This is a genomic window from Halobacillus litoralis (assembly GCF_009856445.1).
Lineage (GTDB): Bacteria > Bacillota > Bacilli > Bacillales > Halobacillaceae > Halobacillus > Halobacillus litoralis.
Map to the genome: position 1 here is coordinate 774,745 of NZ_WMFA01000002.1, position 17,433 is coordinate 792,177.

General features: G+C 43.3%; 15 protein-coding genes. All 15 read left to right on the forward strand.

From position 1 onward, the window contains the following. Positions 1-70 precede the first annotated feature (70 nt). The 15 genes from dpaA to yfmH all read left to right on the forward strand — a co-directional run bounded on the left by dpaA (position 71) and on the right by yfmH (position 17,430). Complete coding sequence (gene dpaA, locus GLW00_RS09170) at positions 71-964, forward strand: dipicolinic acid synthetase subunit A (RefSeq protein ID WP_160913276.1); 894 nt, start codon at positions 71-73, stop codon at positions 962-964. Next, the gene (locus GLW00_RS09175) at positions 961-1,560 is read left to right on the forward strand and encodes a dipicolinate synthase subunit B (RefSeq protein WP_160913278.1); all 600 of its coding nucleotides are present in this window, start codon (positions 961-963) and stop codon (positions 1,558-1,560) included. Before dpaA ends, GLW00_RS09175 begins: the two co-directional genes overlap by 4 nt. Positions 1,561-1,664: 104 nt before the next feature. Further along, entirely contained in the window at positions 1,665-2,711 is a 1,047-nt protein-coding gene (gene asd, locus GLW00_RS09180) for an aspartate-semialdehyde dehydrogenase (RefSeq protein ID WP_160913280.1), read from the forward strand. 25 nt (positions 2,712-2,736) lie between these two features. Further along, positions 2,737-3,978: an aspartate kinase gene (gene dapG, locus GLW00_RS09185; RefSeq protein WP_160913282.1), complete on the forward strand. Its 1,242-nt coding sequence runs from the start codon at positions 2,737-2,739 to the stop codon at positions 3,976-3,978. Further along, positions 3,975-4,847 (forward strand): 4-hydroxy-tetrahydrodipicolinate synthase, encoded by an 873-nt coding sequence (dapA, locus tag GLW00_RS09190; RefSeq protein ID WP_160913284.1) that lies wholly within the window; start codon positions 3,975-3,977, stop codon positions 4,845-4,847. Before dapG ends, dapA begins: the two co-directional genes overlap by 4 nt. Before the next feature lie 226 nt (positions 4,848-5,073). Further along, positions 5,074-5,793: a ClpP family protease gene (locus tag GLW00_RS09195; RefSeq protein WP_160913285.1), complete on the forward strand. Its 720-nt coding sequence runs from the start codon at positions 5,074-5,076 to the stop codon at positions 5,791-5,793. Further along, the gene (locus GLW00_RS09200; RefSeq protein ID WP_160913287.1) at positions 5,790-5,996 is read left to right on the forward strand and encodes a YlzJ-like family protein; all 207 of its coding nucleotides are present in this window, start codon (positions 5,790-5,792) and stop codon (positions 5,994-5,996) included. Before GLW00_RS09195 ends, GLW00_RS09200 begins: the two co-directional genes overlap by 4 nt. A gap of 127 nt (positions 5,997-6,123) precedes the next feature. After that, on the forward strand, positions 6,124-8,421 hold the full coding sequence (locus GLW00_RS09205; RefSeq protein ID WP_160913289.1) for a DNA translocase FtsK: 2,298 nt from the start codon (positions 6,124-6,126) through the stop codon (positions 8,419-8,421). 672 nt (positions 8,422-9,093) lie between these two features. Beyond that, complete coding sequence (locus GLW00_RS09210; protein WP_160913291.1) at positions 9,094-9,819, forward strand: GntR family transcriptional regulator; 726 nt, start codon at positions 9,094-9,096, stop codon at positions 9,817-9,819. Positions 9,820-9,934: 115 nt separating this feature from the next. Continuing rightward, positions 9,935-11,050 carry a BMP family lipoprotein gene (locus GLW00_RS09215; protein WP_160913802.1) on the forward strand — a complete coding sequence of 372 codons (1,116 nt, stop codon included), beginning with the start codon at positions 9,935-9,937 and terminating at the stop codon, positions 11,048-11,050. A gap of 128 nt (positions 11,051-11,178) precedes the next feature. After that, complete coding sequence (locus GLW00_RS09220; protein WP_160913293.1) at positions 11,179-12,705, forward strand: ABC transporter ATP-binding protein; 1,527 nt, start codon at positions 11,179-11,181, stop codon at positions 12,703-12,705. Beyond that, positions 12,705-13,751 (forward strand): ABC transporter permease, encoded by a 1,047-nt coding sequence (locus tag GLW00_RS09225; protein ID WP_202412418.1) that lies wholly within the window; start codon positions 12,705-12,707, stop codon positions 13,749-13,751. Before GLW00_RS09220 ends, GLW00_RS09225 begins: the two co-directional genes overlap by 1 nt. Next, the gene (locus tag GLW00_RS09230) at positions 13,752-14,711 is read left to right on the forward strand and encodes an ABC transporter permease (protein WP_202412419.1); all 960 of its coding nucleotides are present in this window, start codon (positions 13,752-13,754) and stop codon (positions 14,709-14,711) included. A gap of 140 nt (positions 14,712-14,851) precedes the next feature. Then, positions 14,852-16,138: an EF-P 5-aminopentanol modification-associated protein YfmF gene (gene yfmF, locus GLW00_RS09235; RefSeq protein ID WP_160913296.1), complete on the forward strand. Its 1,287-nt coding sequence runs from the start codon at positions 14,852-14,854 to the stop codon at positions 16,136-16,138. Beyond that, positions 16,138-17,430, forward strand: coding sequence for an EF-P 5-aminopentanol modification-associated protein YfmH (gene yfmH / locus GLW00_RS09240; RefSeq protein ID WP_160913298.1), 1,293 nt, complete (start codon positions 16,138-16,140; stop codon positions 17,428-17,430). Before yfmF ends, yfmH begins: the two co-directional genes overlap by 1 nt. The last annotated feature ends 3 nt before the right edge of the window (positions 17,431-17,433 follow it).

A 17,433-nucleotide genomic window follows, 5' to 3' on the forward strand; every position in this document is an offset into this window, starting at 1 on the left:
GAAATCACTAACTCCGCATTCCGGCATAGGATACAAGGAGATAAGATACTAGATAAAGGAGACATCCGGGATGCTAACAGGATATCATGTAGCAGTCATAGGGGGCGATGCCCGGCAGATCGAACTTATTCGAAGGTTGAATGAGTGGGATGCCACCGTCTATTTGGCTGGGTTCGACCAATTGAATGAAAGCTTTAGAGAAGCCATCGACCTTGATTTTGACAGCGATCAGGTGGAAAAATTAGATGCCATCATCCTTCCTGTACCGGGTACGGACTCGGAAGGAAAGATTGAAGGGATATTTTCCAACCAGTTGATTCACTTATCAGAAGAATGGCTGAAACGAACGCCTGCCCATTGCCAAGTATTTTCTGGAATCGCTAATGATCATTTAAAAGATTTAGCTTCTAAAACCAATCGTACACTCATCCCCTTGATGGATCGGGATGATGTTGCCATTTATAATTCTATTCCTACTGTAGAAGGAACGCTCATGTTGATCATTCAACATACCGATTTTACGATACACGGCTCTAAAATTATCGTGCTTGGGCTTGGTAGGGTAGGGATGAGTCTTGCGCGCACGTTTGACCACCTTGGTGCCAAAGTATCTGTTGGAGTACGTTCATCAAAGGCAGCAGCAAGAGTTTATGAAATGGGTCTGGAACCGATTGATATGAAGGACATGGCGAAGGCAGATATGTCCTGTGATATCTTACTGAATACCGTTCCACATCTGGTCGTAGATGCTTCGGTTATTAAGCAGCTGCCTTCTCATGCGATGATTTTGGATCTTGCATCAAAACCGGGAGGGACCGATTTCCGTTATGCAGATAAACGCGGGATCAAAGCATTACTCGCACCAGGTCTCCCTGGGATTGTAGCTCCAAAAACGGCAGGTAGAATCATAGCAGATGTGGTATCACGAATCGTTCAGAAAGGTTCACGAAAGGAGAATGAATGATGTCTATATTAAAAGGAAAAGTGATTGGGTTCGGGTTGACCGGATCCCATTGTACGTACCATGAGGTATTTCCTGTTATGCAGGAGCTCGTTGATCTTGGAGCAACTGTGGTACCTGTTCTATCTTACACGGTACAAAAAACCGATACCCGCTTTGGTGATGCTTCCGATCATTTAGATAAAATAAAAGAGATTACTGGGGAAGAACCAATTTTGACGATTCCTGATGCGGAACCTCTCGGACCTAAAAGACCTTTGGACTGCATGCTTATTGCGCCTCTTACGGGGAATTCGACGAGTAAATTTGCCAATGCGTTAACAGATTCCCCTGTATTGATGGCTGCTAAAGCGACTTTGAGAAATGAAAGCCCTGTTGTTGTAGCCGTTTCAACCAATGACGCTCTCGGATTGAATGGTGTGAACATTATGCGACTCATGGCTACGAAGAACATTTACTTTGTACCTTTAGGCCAGGATCATCCTTTCAAAAAGCCGAATTCGTTGGTAGCAGATATGACATTAATTCCTAAAACGATTGAAACAGCGCTTGAAGGAAAGCAGCTTCAGCCCGTCTTAATTGAAAGGTATCCGAATTAATATCTTTTTTTCATACCAGGTGTTCTTGTAAATATGATAAAATAACAAAAATAGTGACATGTCTTACTATTCTTACAAATGATATACAAGAGAGGATGCCGAATATGAGTGAAACGAAAAAATATAATGTAGCTGTCGTCGGAGCAACTGGTGCTGTCGGTCAAAAGATGCTGGAGACGTTAGAAGATCGAAAGTTCCCTATTGAAAACTTAAAGCTTCTCTCATCAAGTCGATCAGCAGGAACGAAAATGGTATTTAATGGCCAGGAATATACACTCGAAGAAGCGAAGCCTGAAAGCTTCCAAGGAGTGGACATTGCTTTGTTTTCTGCGGGAGGGTCTATATCTAAGAAACTGGCTCCTGAAGCTGTGAAACATGGAGCGGTTGTCATCGATAATACGAGTGCTTTCCGTATGACGGAAGATGTACCTCTCGTCGTACCTGAAGTGAACGAAGCAGATATCAAGGAACACAAAGGAATTATTGCCAATCCGAACTGTTCGACCATTCAAATGGTTGCTGCCCTTGAGCCGGTTCGTAAAGCCTTTGGCATGAATCGTGTCATTGTTTCTACTTACCAGGCGGTTTCCGGAGCTGGAAATGAAGCAGCTGAAGAATTGCGTGAACAATCTCAATCCTTTTTGAACGGGGAAGAGCTTGAAGCCAATCTTCTTCCTGTCAAAGGGGATAAAAAGCACTATCCCATTGCATTCAACGCATTACCCCAGATTGACGTTTTTCAGGAGAATGGGTACACATTCGAGGAAATGAAAATGATCAACGAAACGAAGAAGATCATGCATGCTCCTGATCTTTCTGTGGCTGCTACTTGTGTACGCCTTCCTTTCTTCACATCTCACGCGGAGAGTGTATATATTGAAGTAGAAAAAGAAGGGGTTACGGTAGAAGAAGTGAAACAGTTGATGAATGAAGCGCCTGGAATCGTTCTCGAGGATGATCCTGCTACACAAACGTACCCGACACCTTTGAGTGCGGCAGAAAAGCGAGATGTTTTTGTCGGCAGAATTAGAAAAGATCTCGATGATGAAAAAGGATTCCATTTATGGGTTGTATCAGATAACTTGTTAAAAGGTGCAGCATGGAATTCCGTGCAGATTGCAGAACGCTTGATTGCGAATGAGTGGCTGTAAACTTTTATTGAGTTGAGGTGGCCAAATGAAGCTACTTGTACAAAAGTTCGGTGGAACGTCCGTCCGGGACCAGAAGAGTCGGTCCCGGGCCATCCACCATGTGAAAAACGGCTTGAAAGAAGGATATAAAATCGTCGTTACTGTTTCAGCTATGGGGAGAAAAGGAAGTCCATATGCCACAGATACACTGCTTGGGTTAATTGACTTCCCGAAAACAAACGTTTCGCCAAGAGAGCAGGATCTGATGATGTCATGCGGGGAGACGATTTCTTCCATCGTTTTTGCACATGAGTTGAATCAGGCGGGAGTAAACGCTGTTTCGTTAACAGGAGCTCAGGCAGGGATAATGACTAATGGGGATTTTACGAAAGCTAAAATTACTCAATTAAACCCTGGCAGGATATTAGAAGAACTGAAGACATATGAAGTCGTAGTCGTGGCAGGATTTCAGGGGCAAACGATTCACGGAGAAGTCACAACGATTGGCCGTGGAGGCAGTGATACAACGGCTGCTGCCTTGGGAGCGGCTTTGCATTCTGATTTTATCGATATCTTCACTGATGTAGAAGGGATCATGACGGCAGATCCCAGACTTGTTCAAGAAGCAAGACCCCTAAACACCATTACGTACAATGAGATATGCAACTTGGCATATCAAGGAGCTAAAGTGATCCACCCACGGGCTGTGGAAATTGCTATGTATGCAAAAGTCCCCATCCGTGTACGCTCCACATACTCTGATCTTCCTGGCACACTTGTGACAGGGACGAAAGAAGATCGAACAGGAAGAGACATATCCGAACGCACCGTAACAGGAATTGCTCATATGGATGGCCTCACACAAATAAAAGTTCAATCTAAAGAAGATCCTTCCAAACTACAATCGGATGTATTCAAATCCATGGCTTCCGCCAACATTTCTGTAGACTTCATCAATATATCTCCGAGCGGTGTCCTTTACACCATCAACCACATCTTTACAGACAAAGCCATCCAAATACTTGAAGAACTAGGCTACGAACCAGAAGTGAGAGAAGGCTGTGCCAAAGTTTCCACAGTCGGAGCCGGCATAACAGGGATTCCAGGGGTAACGGCAGAGATTGTTCAGACGTTGACTGACCGGGGGATTCAAATTCTACAATCCGCCGATTCCCACACGACGATCTGGGTCCTAGTCAAGGAAGATGACCTAATAGAAGCCGTCAACGCTCTCCATAAAACTTTCCGATTGAGCAAAGCACCTAAGAAAGGGGAACAACTGACATGAACTTCGGAAAGGTTCTAACTGCCATGGTGACGCCGTTTGATCGACATGGTGAGATTGATTTTAATAAAACGACCGACCTGGTGGAATATTTATTAAAGAATGGATCCGACGGCCTTGTTATTGCCGGAACCACGGGTGAATCCCCGACGCTGACAGCTGATGAAAAAGTAAGCTTGTGGCGGCATGTCGTCAAAACCGTTGACGGTCGAGCGCCAGTCATCGCCGGAACAGGAAGCAACAGTACAGAATCATCCATAAAATTATCCAAAAGAGCGGAAGCCACTGGCGTGGATGCCATTATGCTTGTTGCCCCTTACTACAATAAACCGAATCAGGAAGGTCTCTATCAACATTTCAAAACCATTGCAGGATCGGTGAAGCTTCCTGTGATGATTTATAATGTTCCGGGAAGGTCGGTCGTACGAATTCAACCAGAGACCATTATTGAACTTTCTAAGATTGAAAACATTGTCTCCTTAAAAGAAGCTACTGGAGACCTGGAAGGGATGGCCAACATTCGTGCATGCACGGATGAGCACTTTTCCATTTACAGCGGAGATGATCACCTTACCCTTCCTGCTTTTGCTGTCGGTGCAAACGGCATCATATCGGTTTCCTCTCATGTCATTGGAAATCAGATGCAAACGATGCTCTCCCTTTTTGAAGAAGGAAAGTGGAAAGAAGCGGGAGAACTCCATCGAATGCTTTTGCCAGTGTTTAATGGGATGTTCAGCGCTCCTTCTCCCGCCCCTGTGAAAGCAGCTTTGAAAATTCGGGGTCTTGAAACCGGTGGAGTAAGGCTGCCGCTGGTTCCTTTAACTAAAGATGAAGAAGCAGCCGTTGCATACTGCTTACAGCATATTACCTAAACCAGGGCCATCCCCCTGGTTTTTACATTGATCTCTTATAGACAAGCGCCGGTTCAGGACTTTTTTGATTCTAGGGGTGTGACACGGAGTCTTACCCTATCCTGCCACATCCTTTAAAAAATTCAATGAAGGACTTATGAAGAATGTGAACAACAGCTTCATGTTGAAAGTATGTTTCACATCGTTTGAGTCATACTACGGGAAAAGAGCGAAAGGAGATCGATCCATGAAAGACGACTCTAAAGAAAAAGATCAATCCAAATCGCAATCCTCTCTCGTTGACAAGATTCAGCAGCTTGGACAAAGCAATGTCCCTCAGCCTGCTGATTCCAATATTCATGTGCTGCCGATTATCGGGCAGGTTGAAGGACATGTTCAGTTGCCATCACAAAATAAAACAACGAAGTATGAGCATTTAATTCCTCAATTGATTGCGATTGAACAAAACCCTAAAATTGAAGGTTTGGTCGTCCTGTTAAATACAGTTGGAGGAGACGTTGAGGCTGGTCTTGCCATCTCTGAAATGATTTCGTCCCTATCCAAACCAACAGTATCCATTGTGTTAGGAGGGGGGCACTCCATTGGTGTGCCAATTGCTGTCTCTGCTGATTACTCGTTTATCGTTGAAACGGCGACGATGACGATTCACCCGATACGTATGACAGGGCTTGTCATTGGTGTTCCACAAACATTTGAGTACATGGATAAAATGCAGGATCGTGTCATCAGTTTTGTGACAAGGCATTCCAATGTAGTAGAAGATAAGTTCAAGGAGCTTATGTTCGATAAGGGAAATTTAACTCGGGATATCGGAACGAACGTTGTGGGTCAGCAAGCAGTGGATCACGGTCTTATTGATGCTGTCGGTGGAGTGAAAGAAGCCATGTCCAAACTGAATGAGCTTATTGAGCAAAGAAAAGGCCCTGAACAGCAGGTGGTTCAATGACCATTCTATATACGCCCTTAAGTGAACATGACATTTTTCCAATGGAAGAAGAAATGTCTGTGGTGTATCATGAGCATAACAACTGCCCATTAATGTGTCGCAAATCGGAAGATGGTAGAAAACAGATTATGCAAGTCCTTTCGACAGATCCCTCTCATTATATGGATCCGGATCTTCAACCAGGACAATGGTTGGACTCGTAACATTGTAGATGGCTATGGTATAATAGAATAAATGAGTGACTGGATGCCGGTGCTGTATTTCTTCATGAATATTGAAGGAACCATCGGCATTTTTCTCGTTTAGTTTTACATATGGGGAGGAAAGACCATGGCTGGAAAAAGAAAAAAGAAAAAAAAGCAATCGAATATGAAAAGTCATTTAAAGTTTGAACTTTTAGGGCTGTTCTTCCTCTTCATTGCAGTCATCGGAAGCGGTGCTTCTGCTATTAGTGATGGAGCGGTTCCAGGAGGATTGGAGAGGTTCTGGCAGTTCTTGTTTGGGGTATGGTACTTTATTGCCTCGCTGTTCTTTTTAATTGTTGGTGTGTATTTAATGGTAAAAAGAAAATGGCCTGCATTTTTACATAAACGCCTGTTGGGTGTGTACACCATAGTCACGGCTTTACTCTTATTCACACACCTTGAAACTCTTTCAGCTGAGCTTGGCTCTGGCGAAGGTTCCATTTTTGCCATGACTTGGGACAGAATCACCGGAATGATGAGGGGAGAACTCCCGTTTTACAGTATTGGCGGAGGATTGACAGGTGCCATCCTGCTTTCGATCAGCTATTACCTCTTTGCTAAAGCTGGAGCAGCCATTTTGTCGTTTTTCCTATTTATCATTGGTGTGATTTTTGTCAGTGAAAAATCCATAGGTGAGCTTTTTGCTAAGCTTGGTCGAAAAGTGAAAGAGATGAGCACAGAACAAGTACAGAAGATGAAGGAACAAAAAGAGCAGAAAGCAGAAAAGAAAAAACAGGCATTAGAAGAACAGGTAGAAGATACTGTGGTTTATGAATTGAATGATACGGCGAATGATCAGGAAGAAGAAGACCAAGAGCCGATTATCCAGGACTTCACAGATACTGCTTATGCTTCTGAGAAAACGAACAAGCCTGTTGAAAATGTTACGGATGACCAACAGGATGTCGACGAGGTAAACATCGAAAAATCGATGCCGACCGCTGAACTTGAAAACATGGATTACCAGTTACCAAGCCTGGAATTGTTGGATGAGCCTACCTCAACCCCACAAAGTCAGGGGCGTTCGCACATCCAGGCAACCGTAAGGAAGCTTGAAAAGACATTTCAAAGCTTTGGTGTGAAAGCGAAAGTAACCAAAGTTCATGTGGGGCCATCTGTAACGAAGTATGAAGTGTATCCGGATGTTGGAGTAAAAGTAAGCAAAATCGTAAACCTGAACGATGATCTTGCCCTTGCCTTAGCGGCGAAAGATATTCGGATTGAAGCCCCGATTCCAGGAAAATCAGCGGTTGGAATTGAAGTGCCGAACCAGGAAGTTTCCATGGTTTCCTTACGTGAAGTATTAGAAACGGGTAAATCAAAACCAGATGCGAAGTTAAGCTTTGCCCTTGGAAGAGACATCTCGGGTGAAGCAGTCATGTCAGAATTGAATAAAATGCCACACTTGCTTGTCGCAGGTGCTACTGGTAGTGGTAAGAGTGTTTGTATTAATGGAATCATCACAAGTATCTTGATGAGAGCAAAGCCCCATGAAGTGAAAATGATGATGATCGATCCGAAGAAGGTGGAATTGAATGTCTATAATGGGATTCCACACCTTCTAGCTCCGGTTGTCACAGACCCTAAGAAAGCTTCACGCGCCTTGAAGAAAGTAGTGTCTGAAATGGAACGAAGGTATGATCTTTTTTCAGATACAGGCACAAGAAATATTGAAAGCTACAATGAATATATTAAAAAGCATAACAAGGAAAATGAAGACGAACAGCCTCAACTTCCATACATCGTTGTCCTTGTAGACGAGCTTGCAGACTTAATGATGGTTGCCTCAAATGAAGTGGAAGACGCCATCACCCGTCTTGCCCAAATGGCCCGTGCAGCAGGTATTCATTTAATTATCGCCACTCAGCGTCCTTCGGTAGACGTCATCACTGGTGTCATCAAGGCTAATATTCCTTCCAGAATTGCTTTCAGTGTATCTTCACAAACGGATTCGAGAACGATTTTGGATTCCGGGGGAGCAGAAAAGCTACTGGGAAGAGGGGACATGCTGTTTACGCCTGTCGGATCCAACAAGCCGACACGGGTGCAAGGTGCCTTTTTATCTGATGAAGAAGTGGAGAGGATCGTTAACTTCTGTGTAGAGCAGCAAAAAGCGCAGTATCAGGAAGAGATGATTCCGGAAGAAGAAAGTGAAGTTAAACAGGAAGTAGATGATGATCTTTATCCGGAAGCTGTTCAGATGGTCATCGAAATGCAGAGCGCTAGTGTCTCTATGATTCAAAGACGTTTTCGTGTCGGATATACAAGAGCAGCCCGCTTGATCGATGCTATGGAAGACAACGGCATCGTAGGACCTTATGAAGGCAGTAAACCACGTGCTGTCCTTGTTTCACAGCAAGCAGAAGAACAACATACTTCATAAATCTTAAAAGGATCCAACCTAATTAGGTTGGATCTTTTTTTTCGTGTGCTTCATTAACGACATGACCAACGCTTCCCTATTTACTTATTAAACAAACTGGCAGGATTGTGGGATACTTGATTTCGAGACTTTCGTTGGAGTTTAGGGGCTCCGGGAAAAGGTTCGCTTTCCGTGGGCGAGTGATGAGCCTCCTCGAGCTAACGCTCTGCGGAGTCTCATCTACCACGCACTTCCCACAGGAGTCTCACCGTTTCCCTCCGCCCCTTGGACATATGAGGTTCTCGAAATCCCTCTTATATTACCTTGCCTAAAACTGTTATAAATCCTCCTTAAACCGCATTGTTATAGGATTCTCAACCATAAAAGCTCCTCTTGCTGGAAGGTAGTTTCGAGAATTTCTTCCCCGCAGCCCTATCTACCCAACAAAAGTCTCGAAACTGAGTCTTCCACTAAAGGGAGCGTTTCTATTATAAATGTATATATTTAACAATAATGGAATGCTGATCTAAATCTATCAAACGCTTACACGGAAATGAGTCAAAATTCATAAAAATGTCCTAATTCTATTTATTTATTTATCGAATAGTGTTATATTATTGTCAAAATGTGATGTGTCGAACGTCAGAGGTCAGATCTCTGGACGTATAGTTCAATAGACTTGGGGTGAAAGTGATGTCCATCAGACAAGATACTCGACATCTTTATTTACAGGTGATCGAGCAGATTAAACGCGATATTGAAAACGGTATCTTTTTAGAAAAGCAAAAATTGCCTTCCGAATTCCAACTTTCCAAATCGCTCGGGGTTTCAAGGGCGACGTTGAGGGAAGCACTAAGAATTTTAGAAGAAGAAGGTGTGGTTACTCGAAGGCATGGGGTGGGTACTTTTGTTAATCCGAAACCCCTGTTCACGTCCGGAATTGAGGAATTAGATAGTGTGACAGGTATGATTGCAAAGTCAGGAATGACCCCGGGATCTCAGTATTTGTCTGCAGAGCTCATCGAACCGACAGAAGAAGATCGGAAACGATTCTCTCCACTGGAAGTACATAGTATTGCGAAGGTCGAACGTGTTCGGACGGCTGACGACCAGCCAGTGGTTTATTGTACAGATAAAATCCCTGAAGGTTTACTCCCCATCGATCAAATCAGGGAATCCGATTCCTTATTTAACGTTTTAGAGCGCTATACAGGGAAAACGATTGGCTATGCGGTGACACATATTGAACCGATTGGCTTTCATGAAAGGATTTCTCCGATTTTGAATTGTGAACCCGACCAGGCGCTCTTACTTTTAAGACAAATGCATTACTCTCAGGACGATGTTCCAATGTTACTTTCCTCCAATTACTTCCGAGCTGACAAGTTCAGCTTTCACGTACTAAGAAAAAGAGTGTAAGGGCTTACAAAAGTGTGACAGATTCATTTTAGGGAGGTGAGGCTGGTCATAGATTCTAGAAATCTGCTGGATTTTGATTAACGTCATACTAAACAATTAGGGGGTAATCGTTTTGTTGAAAAGTCGTTTTCTTATGGTTCTAGTATTTCTTTTAACTTTTGGTGTATTTTTAGCCGCTTGTGGTTCTTCAGAAGAAGAGGGTGAGTCCAGTGGCAGCAGTGATGATTCTGGCAGTGAGGAATCTTCTGGAGAAGAAAACAGCGATTTCTCTGTAGCTATGGTTACAGATGTGGGTGGGGTTGATGATAAGTCATTCAACCAATCCGCGTGGGAAGGCTTACAGGCTTTCGGTGAAGAAAATGACATGAGCAAAGGGGAAGGGATTGATTACGCTCAATCTGAGAGTGATGCCGATTACGCGACAAACCTGAACCGTCTTGTTCGTCAGGATTATGATTTGATTTATGGAATCGGATACCTTCTTCAACCGGCAATCGCTGAAGTTTCTGAACAATATCCAGACACAAACTTCGCGCTTGTAGACTCCGTCCAAGAAGGCGATAACGTCGCGAGTATCGTGTTTAAAGAGCACCAGGGTTCTTTCCTTGCAGGTGTAGCTGCAGCCAACAAGACAAACACGGATAAAGTCGGCTTTATTGGTGGCGTTGATGGAAGCTTGATCAACAAGTTCGAAGCAGGATTCGTTGCAGGTGTTAAATCTGTGAACCCTGAAATTGAAGTAGAAGTAGAGTATGCAGAGAGTTTCAATGATTCCCAAAAGGGACAAGCGATCGCGTCCAACATGTACTCCAAAGATATCGATGTCATTTACCATGCTTCTGGTGGTACAGGTAACGGTGTATTCGCTCAGGCGAAAGATATCAAGAACAGTAACCCTGATGAAGAGGTATGGGTCATTGGTGTAGACCGTGACCAACATGAAGAAGGTCAGATCGGTGACTCCAACGTCACACTGACTTCCATGGTTAAACGTGTAGATATTGCTGTTCAAGAAGTAGCAAACCAAGCGATGAACGGAGAGTTCCCTGGAGGGGAAGTTCTTGAGTTTGGTCTTGCTGATGATGCCATCAGCATTGCCCGCACAAACGAAGAAGCGATGACAGAAGAAATCGTTTCTGCTGTTGAAGAGTGGAAAGAGAAGATCGTCAACGGTGACGTTGAAGTGCCAAGCACACGTGAAGATCTTCAAACATTCTTAGATTCAATGTAACAATTGTCAGAAAGGGCTGGTGAGAGCCGGCCTTTTCTTCTGTCAAGGAAAGTCATCAAATGAAAAGATTGTTCCGGCCCTTTTCCTTTGGTGATTTTTTAAGGTGAACGGGGGAGGGAGAGAGACGAATGGACTATGTTATTGAAATGTTGAACATTAGAAAAGAATTCCCGGGTATTGTAGCGAATGACAATATTAATTTGCAGGTGAAAAAAGGAGAAATCCACGCTCTTCTTGGGGAAAATGGAGCGGGTAAATCTACACTGATGAACGTCCTGTTTGGCCTCTATCAGCCGGAAAGAGGAGAAATCAGGGTGCGTGGAGAGAAAGTCAACATCACAGATCCCAACGTGGCGAACGCACAGGGGATCGGGATGGTCCACCAGCACTTTATGCTCGTGGACACGTTTACAGTTACTGAAAATATTGTTTTAGGAAGCGAACCGAAGAAGGCGGGAACCGTGAACTTAAAACATGCAGAAGAGCAGGTGAGAGAGCTTTCGGAAAGATACGGTCTAAATGTCGATCCAAAAGCGAAAATCCGAGATATATCCGTAGGTATGCAGCAGCGTGTCGAGATCCTGAAAACGCTTTATCGTGGTGCGGAAATCTTGATTTTTGACGAGCCTACAGCGGTTCTTACTCCTCAGGAAATTAAAGAACTGATTGATATTATGCAAAGCCTTGTAAAAGAAGGGAAATCAATAATCCTGATTACTCACAAGTTGAAGGAGATTATGGAAGTCTGTGACCGCTGTACCGTCATAAGGAAAGGGCAGGGGATCGGAACTGTAGATGTGTCTGAAACCAACCCTACAGAGCTTGCTTCTTTAATGGTGGGTCGTGATGTCAATTTTTCAACAGAGAAAACAAAAGCTGAACCGAAAGAATCCTATCTTTCTATAAAGGACTTACGGGTGAAGGATGTCCGCGGTGTCGAAATGGTCAAAGGGTTGAACTTGCAAGTTCGTGCTGGCGAAATTGTTGGAATTGCGGGTGTTGATGGAAATGGTCAGTCCGAGTTAATCGAAGCTATTACAGGCCTAAGGAGAAGTGAGTCGGGAACCATCCGTCTTCATGATAAGGAAATTACTAATTTGACGCCTCGTAAAGTCACTCAATCCGGTGTTTCACACATCCCTCAAGATCGTCATAAATTCGGTCTTGTACTTGATTTTCCTATTGGTGAAAATATGGTGCTGCAAAGTTACCATCAAAAACCATATTCAAAAAAAGGTGTCATGAACTTTAAGAATATTTATCAAAAGGCCAAAGATTTAATTGCGGAGTATGATGTCCGTACTCCAGATGCTTATACTCCAGCCAGAGCCTTATCAGGTGGAAACCAGCAAAAAGCCATCATTGGCCGCGAAGTGGACAGATCCCCGGATTTGATTATTGCTGCTCAACCCACACGTGGCTTGGATGTAGGTGCCATTGAATTTATCCATAAAAAATTGATTGAAGAGAGAGACAAAGGGCGCGCCGTTCTTCTTCTGTCATTTGAACTTGATGAAATCATGAACTTAAGTGACCGGATTGCCGTCATGTTCGACGGACGGATCATTGCTGATGTCCAACCGGAAGAAACGAATGAGCAGAAGCTAGGGCTGCTGATGGCTGGTAATTCCACAGAGAAAGCAGGTGAGCAATGATGTTTTCCAATCGACTTTTTAATATATTAGTACCGATCATTTCTGTTTTGCTCGGTCTGATTTCCGGTGCCATCATTATGCTGATCTTCGGCTATAATCCGATTGCAGGCTTTGCTGCCCTTTGGAATGGGGCGTTTGGTGATGCTTACTTCTTTGGAGAGACGATCAGGCAGGTGACTCCCTATATTCTTTCAGGTCTTGCAGTTGCATTTGCTCTTCGGTCTGGGCTGTTGAACATTGGAGTGGAAGGCCAGGTATTTATGGGGTGGCTGGCTTCGGTCTGGATCGGTATTTCTTTTGAACTGCCGATGATCCTTCATTTGCCTTTAGCTATATTAGCTGCGGCTGTTGCGGGTGCCTTCTGGGGCTTTATTCCGGGCCTTTTGAAAGCGAAATTAGGGGTCCATGAAGTTATCGTCACCATCATGATGAACTACATTGCCTTGTATTTAAGTAATTCTATCGTCCGTAATTTACTAAGCGACGGTGCGGATCGAACAGAAAACGTTGCTGAAACGGCATCTTTACAATCTACCTGGCTTGCAGAAATGACCTTTTATTCAAGGATCCACTACGGTTTTATTGTCGCGTTACTTATGGCACTCATTATGTGGTTCATCATTAACCGGACGACAACTGGATTTGAATTGAGATCTGTAGGGTTTAACCAGCATGCATCCAAGTATGCCGGCATGAATGTTAGTAAAAACATCATCCTAGCAATGGTCATTTCCGGTGCTTTTGCAGGTCTTGCAGGTGCGATGGAAGGTCTCGGAACATTTGGTTTTATGTCGATCAAGTCTGGCTTTACCAATATCGGGTTTGACGGGATCGCCGTTGCTTTACTCGGTGCGAATACAGCTTTTGGGGTAATTCTTGCAGCTTTCCTTTTCGGTATCCTGAAAATAGGGGCGTTAAATATGCCCACAGCTGCGGGTGTTCCGACTGAACTAGTAGAAATCATTATTGCTTTGATTATATTTTTCGTAGCTTCCAGTTATATGATCCGCTGGGTCATTCTTCGGTTTAAAAAGGAGGGGAAGTAAATGGAGATTATTGAACTGATCAGCCGTATTCTCGGCGCATCTGTTGTATTCGCAACCCCTCTTATTTTTACCGCTTTAGGGGGAGTGTTCAGTGAACGGTCTGGAGTCATCAACATTGGTCTTGAGGGCTTAATGATTATGGGAGCTTTCGTTGCGATTGTTTCTAATTTGACTTTTTATAGTGTTTTCGGTGCCGCGACTCCGGTTGTATCGCTGATTATCGCTATGGTCGTATCCGCTATCTTTGCACTCGTGCATGCGGTCGCTTCCATTACATTCCGGGCAGATCAAGTGGTGAGTGGAGTAGCTATAAACTTTCTAGCTTTAGGAATCGGTCTATTTCTTACTAAGCAATGGTACGACAAGGGGCAGACAGATTTCATCGAAAGTCCGATCTATTCTTCAAATGTCCCATTACTTAATAAGATCCCTATTATTGGGGACATGTTTTTCACCGGGTGGTACTGGACTTCTTACTTAGCGATTGCTATGGCTTTTCTTGTATGGTTCATTATTTTCAAAACACCATTTGGACTTCGTTTACGTTCGGTAGGTGAGCATCCAATGGCTGCAGATACCAACGGAATTAATGTATACAAGATGAGATACATCGGAGTGATGCTCTCTGGAGCCTTCGGTGGCCTTGGTGGTGCTGTCTATGCTTTAACAGTCACACATAATTTCTCTCATGGTACGATCGTAGGTCAGGGGTTTATTGCATTGGCAGCAGTCATCTTCGGGAAATGGCACCCGCTGGGAGCACTCGGCGCAGCTATTTTCTTCGGATTCGCTCAAAGTTTAAGTATTGTTTCATCAGATATCACCTTTTTGGAAAATGTTCCTTCTGTCTTTATGCTTATCGCTCCATATGTCCTGACAATCCTTGCTTTGGCAGGCTTTATCGGAAGAGCAGAAGCACCAAAGTCTTTAGGAGAAGCTTATGTAAAAGGGAATCGTTAAGGGTTTTAAAGTCCGGCACAAACGTGCCGGGCTTAATTTTTTTACTTTTTCATACATATACCTTAGCATAAGACTTAGTTCGAATGGATGAATATGGACATGTAGGTCTATAATAGAAGAGAATGATAAGGAGGATGAATATGAAAATAACTGAAGAAACGTTACTCGAAAAAGAAGGGTATCGTCTACATATTTTACCAAGTAAAAAATACAAAACCATTACGATTGTTGCAAAATTCAAAGCCCCTTTAAAGAGAGAAGGGATTACAGAACGGGCGCTATTACCTCATGTCCTGCAAAAAGCCACGAATAACCATCCTAATGTACGCTCGCTGCAGTCTGCTTTTGAAAACCTTTATGGAACCGCTCTTTCTAGCGATGGCTCAAAGAAAGGTGAGAACCATGTGATCAGCTTCCGCATGGAAGTTGTCAACGAGGCGTACTTAAATGACCAGGAACCGATTCTTGAGGAAGCCGTCCAATTGTTTAACGAAGTCTTGTTTGATCCGAAGACAGAAGGAGAAGGTTTTGATCCCTCCATCGTCGAGCGTGAAAAGCAGACACTTGAGCAAAAAATCACCAGCATCAAAGATGACAAAATGAGTTATGCCAATATGAGGCTCATGGATCATATGTGTAAAGACGAACCTTATGCTCTGCATGTCCATGGATACCTCGAGGATCTTAAAACCATTACATCTGAAAAGCTGTACGCTTATTATAAGGAAATGATTTCCAAGGATATGCTTGACGTATATGTGATTGGTGATATGGATCAAAAAGCAATTGAAAAGCTTACAGATCAGTATTTCGCTAGAAAAGGAAGCACAAATGCGGATGACGATCAGGTAGCTGTGACGAAAGAAGTCAAGGAAGCAAAAGAAGTTGTCGAAAGGGAAGAAGTGAACCAGGGTAAACTTCATCTTGGCTATCGGACATACACGAAATTCGGTGATGATGATTATTATGCACTCCAAATCTTTAATGGCATTTTTGGAGGATTCCCTAGTTCCAAATTGTTTATGAACGTTCGTGAAAAACACAGTTTAGCCTATTATGCCGCTTCAAGGTTCGAGAGTCATAAAGGGCTTCTGCTTGTCTTCAGTGGCGTTGATCCTAAAGATTTTGATCAGGCGAAATCAATCATCCTGGAGCAGATGGATGCTATGAAAAACGGGGATTTTACAGAGGAGCAAGTCGAAGAAACGAAAGAACAGGTTATTCACCAACTTCAAGAAACGATGGATAATGCGAATGGGATGATTGAAGTCCTTTATCATCAAATGTTATCAGGTGCAGAAATGCCTGCGAATGAGTTGATCGATAATATCCGAAAAGTTACGAAAGAACAAGTTGTCCAGATGGCTAAAAAGATTGAATTGGACACGATTTACTTTTTGACGAGCAAAGAAGGAGGGGAATCTTAATGGAGGAACTGGTCTATACTCAACTGAATGAAACAGTATATCAGGAGACATTGGATAACGGATTGAAAGTGTTTTTACTTGCTAAGCCTGAAATGGCTAAAACATTTGGGATCTTTACAACAAATTATGGATCGATCGACCAAACGTTCACACCTATCAGGAAAAATGAGAAAGTGACGGTACCAGAAGGGATTGCACACTTTCTGGAACATAAATTGTTTGAGAAAGAAGATCGTGATGTGTTTCAGGATTTCACTAAACTCGGCGCCTCGGCAAACGCCTTTACCTCCTTTACCAAAACGGCTTATTTGTTTTCTGCAACCAGTCAAATAGATAAGAACGTAAAGACGCTTCTTGATTTTGTTCAGGACCCTTATTTCTCAGAAGAGTCTGTGGAGAAAGAAAAAGGAATCATCGCTCAGGAAATCCGCATGTACGATGATCAGCCTGATTGGCGTTCCTTTTTCGGAACCATCCAAAGTTTGTACCACGACCATCCTGTGAAAGTAGACATCGCAGGGACAGTTGAGAGCATACAGAAAATAACCAAAGATGATCTTTATACCTGTTATGAGACGTTTTATCATCCATCAAACATGGTCTTGTTCGTAGCTGGAAATATTGAACCTGAATCAATGATGACAATGATCAGGGACAATCAAGCGAAAAAAGAATTCCCTGAGGCACCTGAAATCAATCGTTCTTATCCTGAAGAACCGCCTTCTGCTTCTAAAAAAGAACACTCCATTACGATGCCTGTGACCACAGCAAAGGCTATGGTCGGGGTCAAGGAAAATGTGGATGGGTTAACAGGTGAAGAATTGGTACGTGGAGAACTTCTCTCCGGTATGATTCTTGATTATTACTTTTCAAGAAGCGGCGTTTTCTACGAAGAACTGTACAAAAACGACCTCATTGATGACAGTTTCCAGTTTGAAACGGAGCTTGATCGCCAATTTGGCTTCACTATTCTAGGCGGGGACTCCAGAAAGCCTGACGAAATGGCTTCTCGAATTAAGGAAATGTTGCATGAATTAAAGGAACAAAGGATTTCTGATGAAGATTTCACAAGGATGAAAAGGAAAAAAATCGGTCAGTTTATGAGAGCTATGAACTCCTTGGAGTTTATTGCTAATCAGTTTACTCACTACCATACACTTGGTACAGACTTATTCGAAGTACTGCCGATCATTGAATCCTTGACCGCTGATGATGCGGAAGAATATCTGCAACACTGGCTGAAAGAAGACGCCATCACTGTCTTCCAAATCAAACCTCAAGCTGATGCTTAAGAG

Excerpts from the sequence above, each read along its gene's own strand:
- dpaA (WP_160913276.1), top strand. The coding sequence starts at position 71 with ATGCTAACAGGATATCATGTAGCAGTCATAGGGGGCGATGCCCGGCAG.
- GLW00_RS09175 (WP_160913278.1), top strand. The coding sequence starts at position 961 with ATGATGTCTATATTAAAAGGAAAAGTGATTGGGTTCGGGTTGACCGGA.
- asd (WP_160913280.1), top strand. The coding sequence starts at position 1,665 with ATGAGTGAAACGAAAAAATATAATGTAGCTGTCGTCGGAGCAACTGGT.
- dapG (WP_160913282.1), top strand. The coding sequence starts at position 2,737 with ATGAAGCTACTTGTACAAAAGTTCGGTGGAACGTCCGTCCGGGACCAG.
- dapA (WP_160913284.1), top strand. The coding sequence starts at position 3,975 with ATGAACTTCGGAAAGGTTCTAACTGCCATGGTGACGCCGTTTGATCGA.
- GLW00_RS09195 (WP_160913285.1), top strand. The coding sequence starts at position 5,074 with ATGAAAGACGACTCTAAAGAAAAAGATCAATCCAAATCGCAATCCTCT.
- GLW00_RS09200 (WP_160913287.1), top strand. The coding sequence starts at position 5,790 with ATGACCATTCTATATACGCCCTTAAGTGAACATGACATTTTTCCAATG.
- GLW00_RS09205 (WP_160913289.1), top strand. The coding sequence starts at position 6,124 with ATGGCTGGAAAAAGAAAAAAGAAAAAAAAGCAATCGAATATGAAAAGT.
- GLW00_RS09210 (WP_160913291.1), top strand. The coding sequence starts at position 9,094 with ATGTCCATCAGACAAGATACTCGACATCTTTATTTACAGGTGATCGAG.
- GLW00_RS09220 (WP_160913293.1), top strand. The coding sequence starts at position 11,179 with ATGGACTATGTTATTGAAATGTTGAACATTAGAAAAGAATTCCCGGGT.
- GLW00_RS09225 (WP_202412418.1), top strand. The coding sequence starts at position 12,705 with ATGTTTTCCAATCGACTTTTTAATATATTAGTACCGATCATTTCTGTT.
- GLW00_RS09230 (WP_202412419.1), top strand. The coding sequence starts at position 13,752 with ATGGAGATTATTGAACTGATCAGCCGTATTCTCGGCGCATCTGTTGTA.
- yfmF (WP_160913296.1), top strand. The coding sequence starts at position 14,852 with ATGAAAATAACTGAAGAAACGTTACTCGAAAAAGAAGGGTATCGTCTA.
- yfmH (WP_160913298.1), top strand. The coding sequence starts at position 16,138 with ATGGAGGAACTGGTCTATACTCAACTGAATGAAACAGTATATCAGGAG.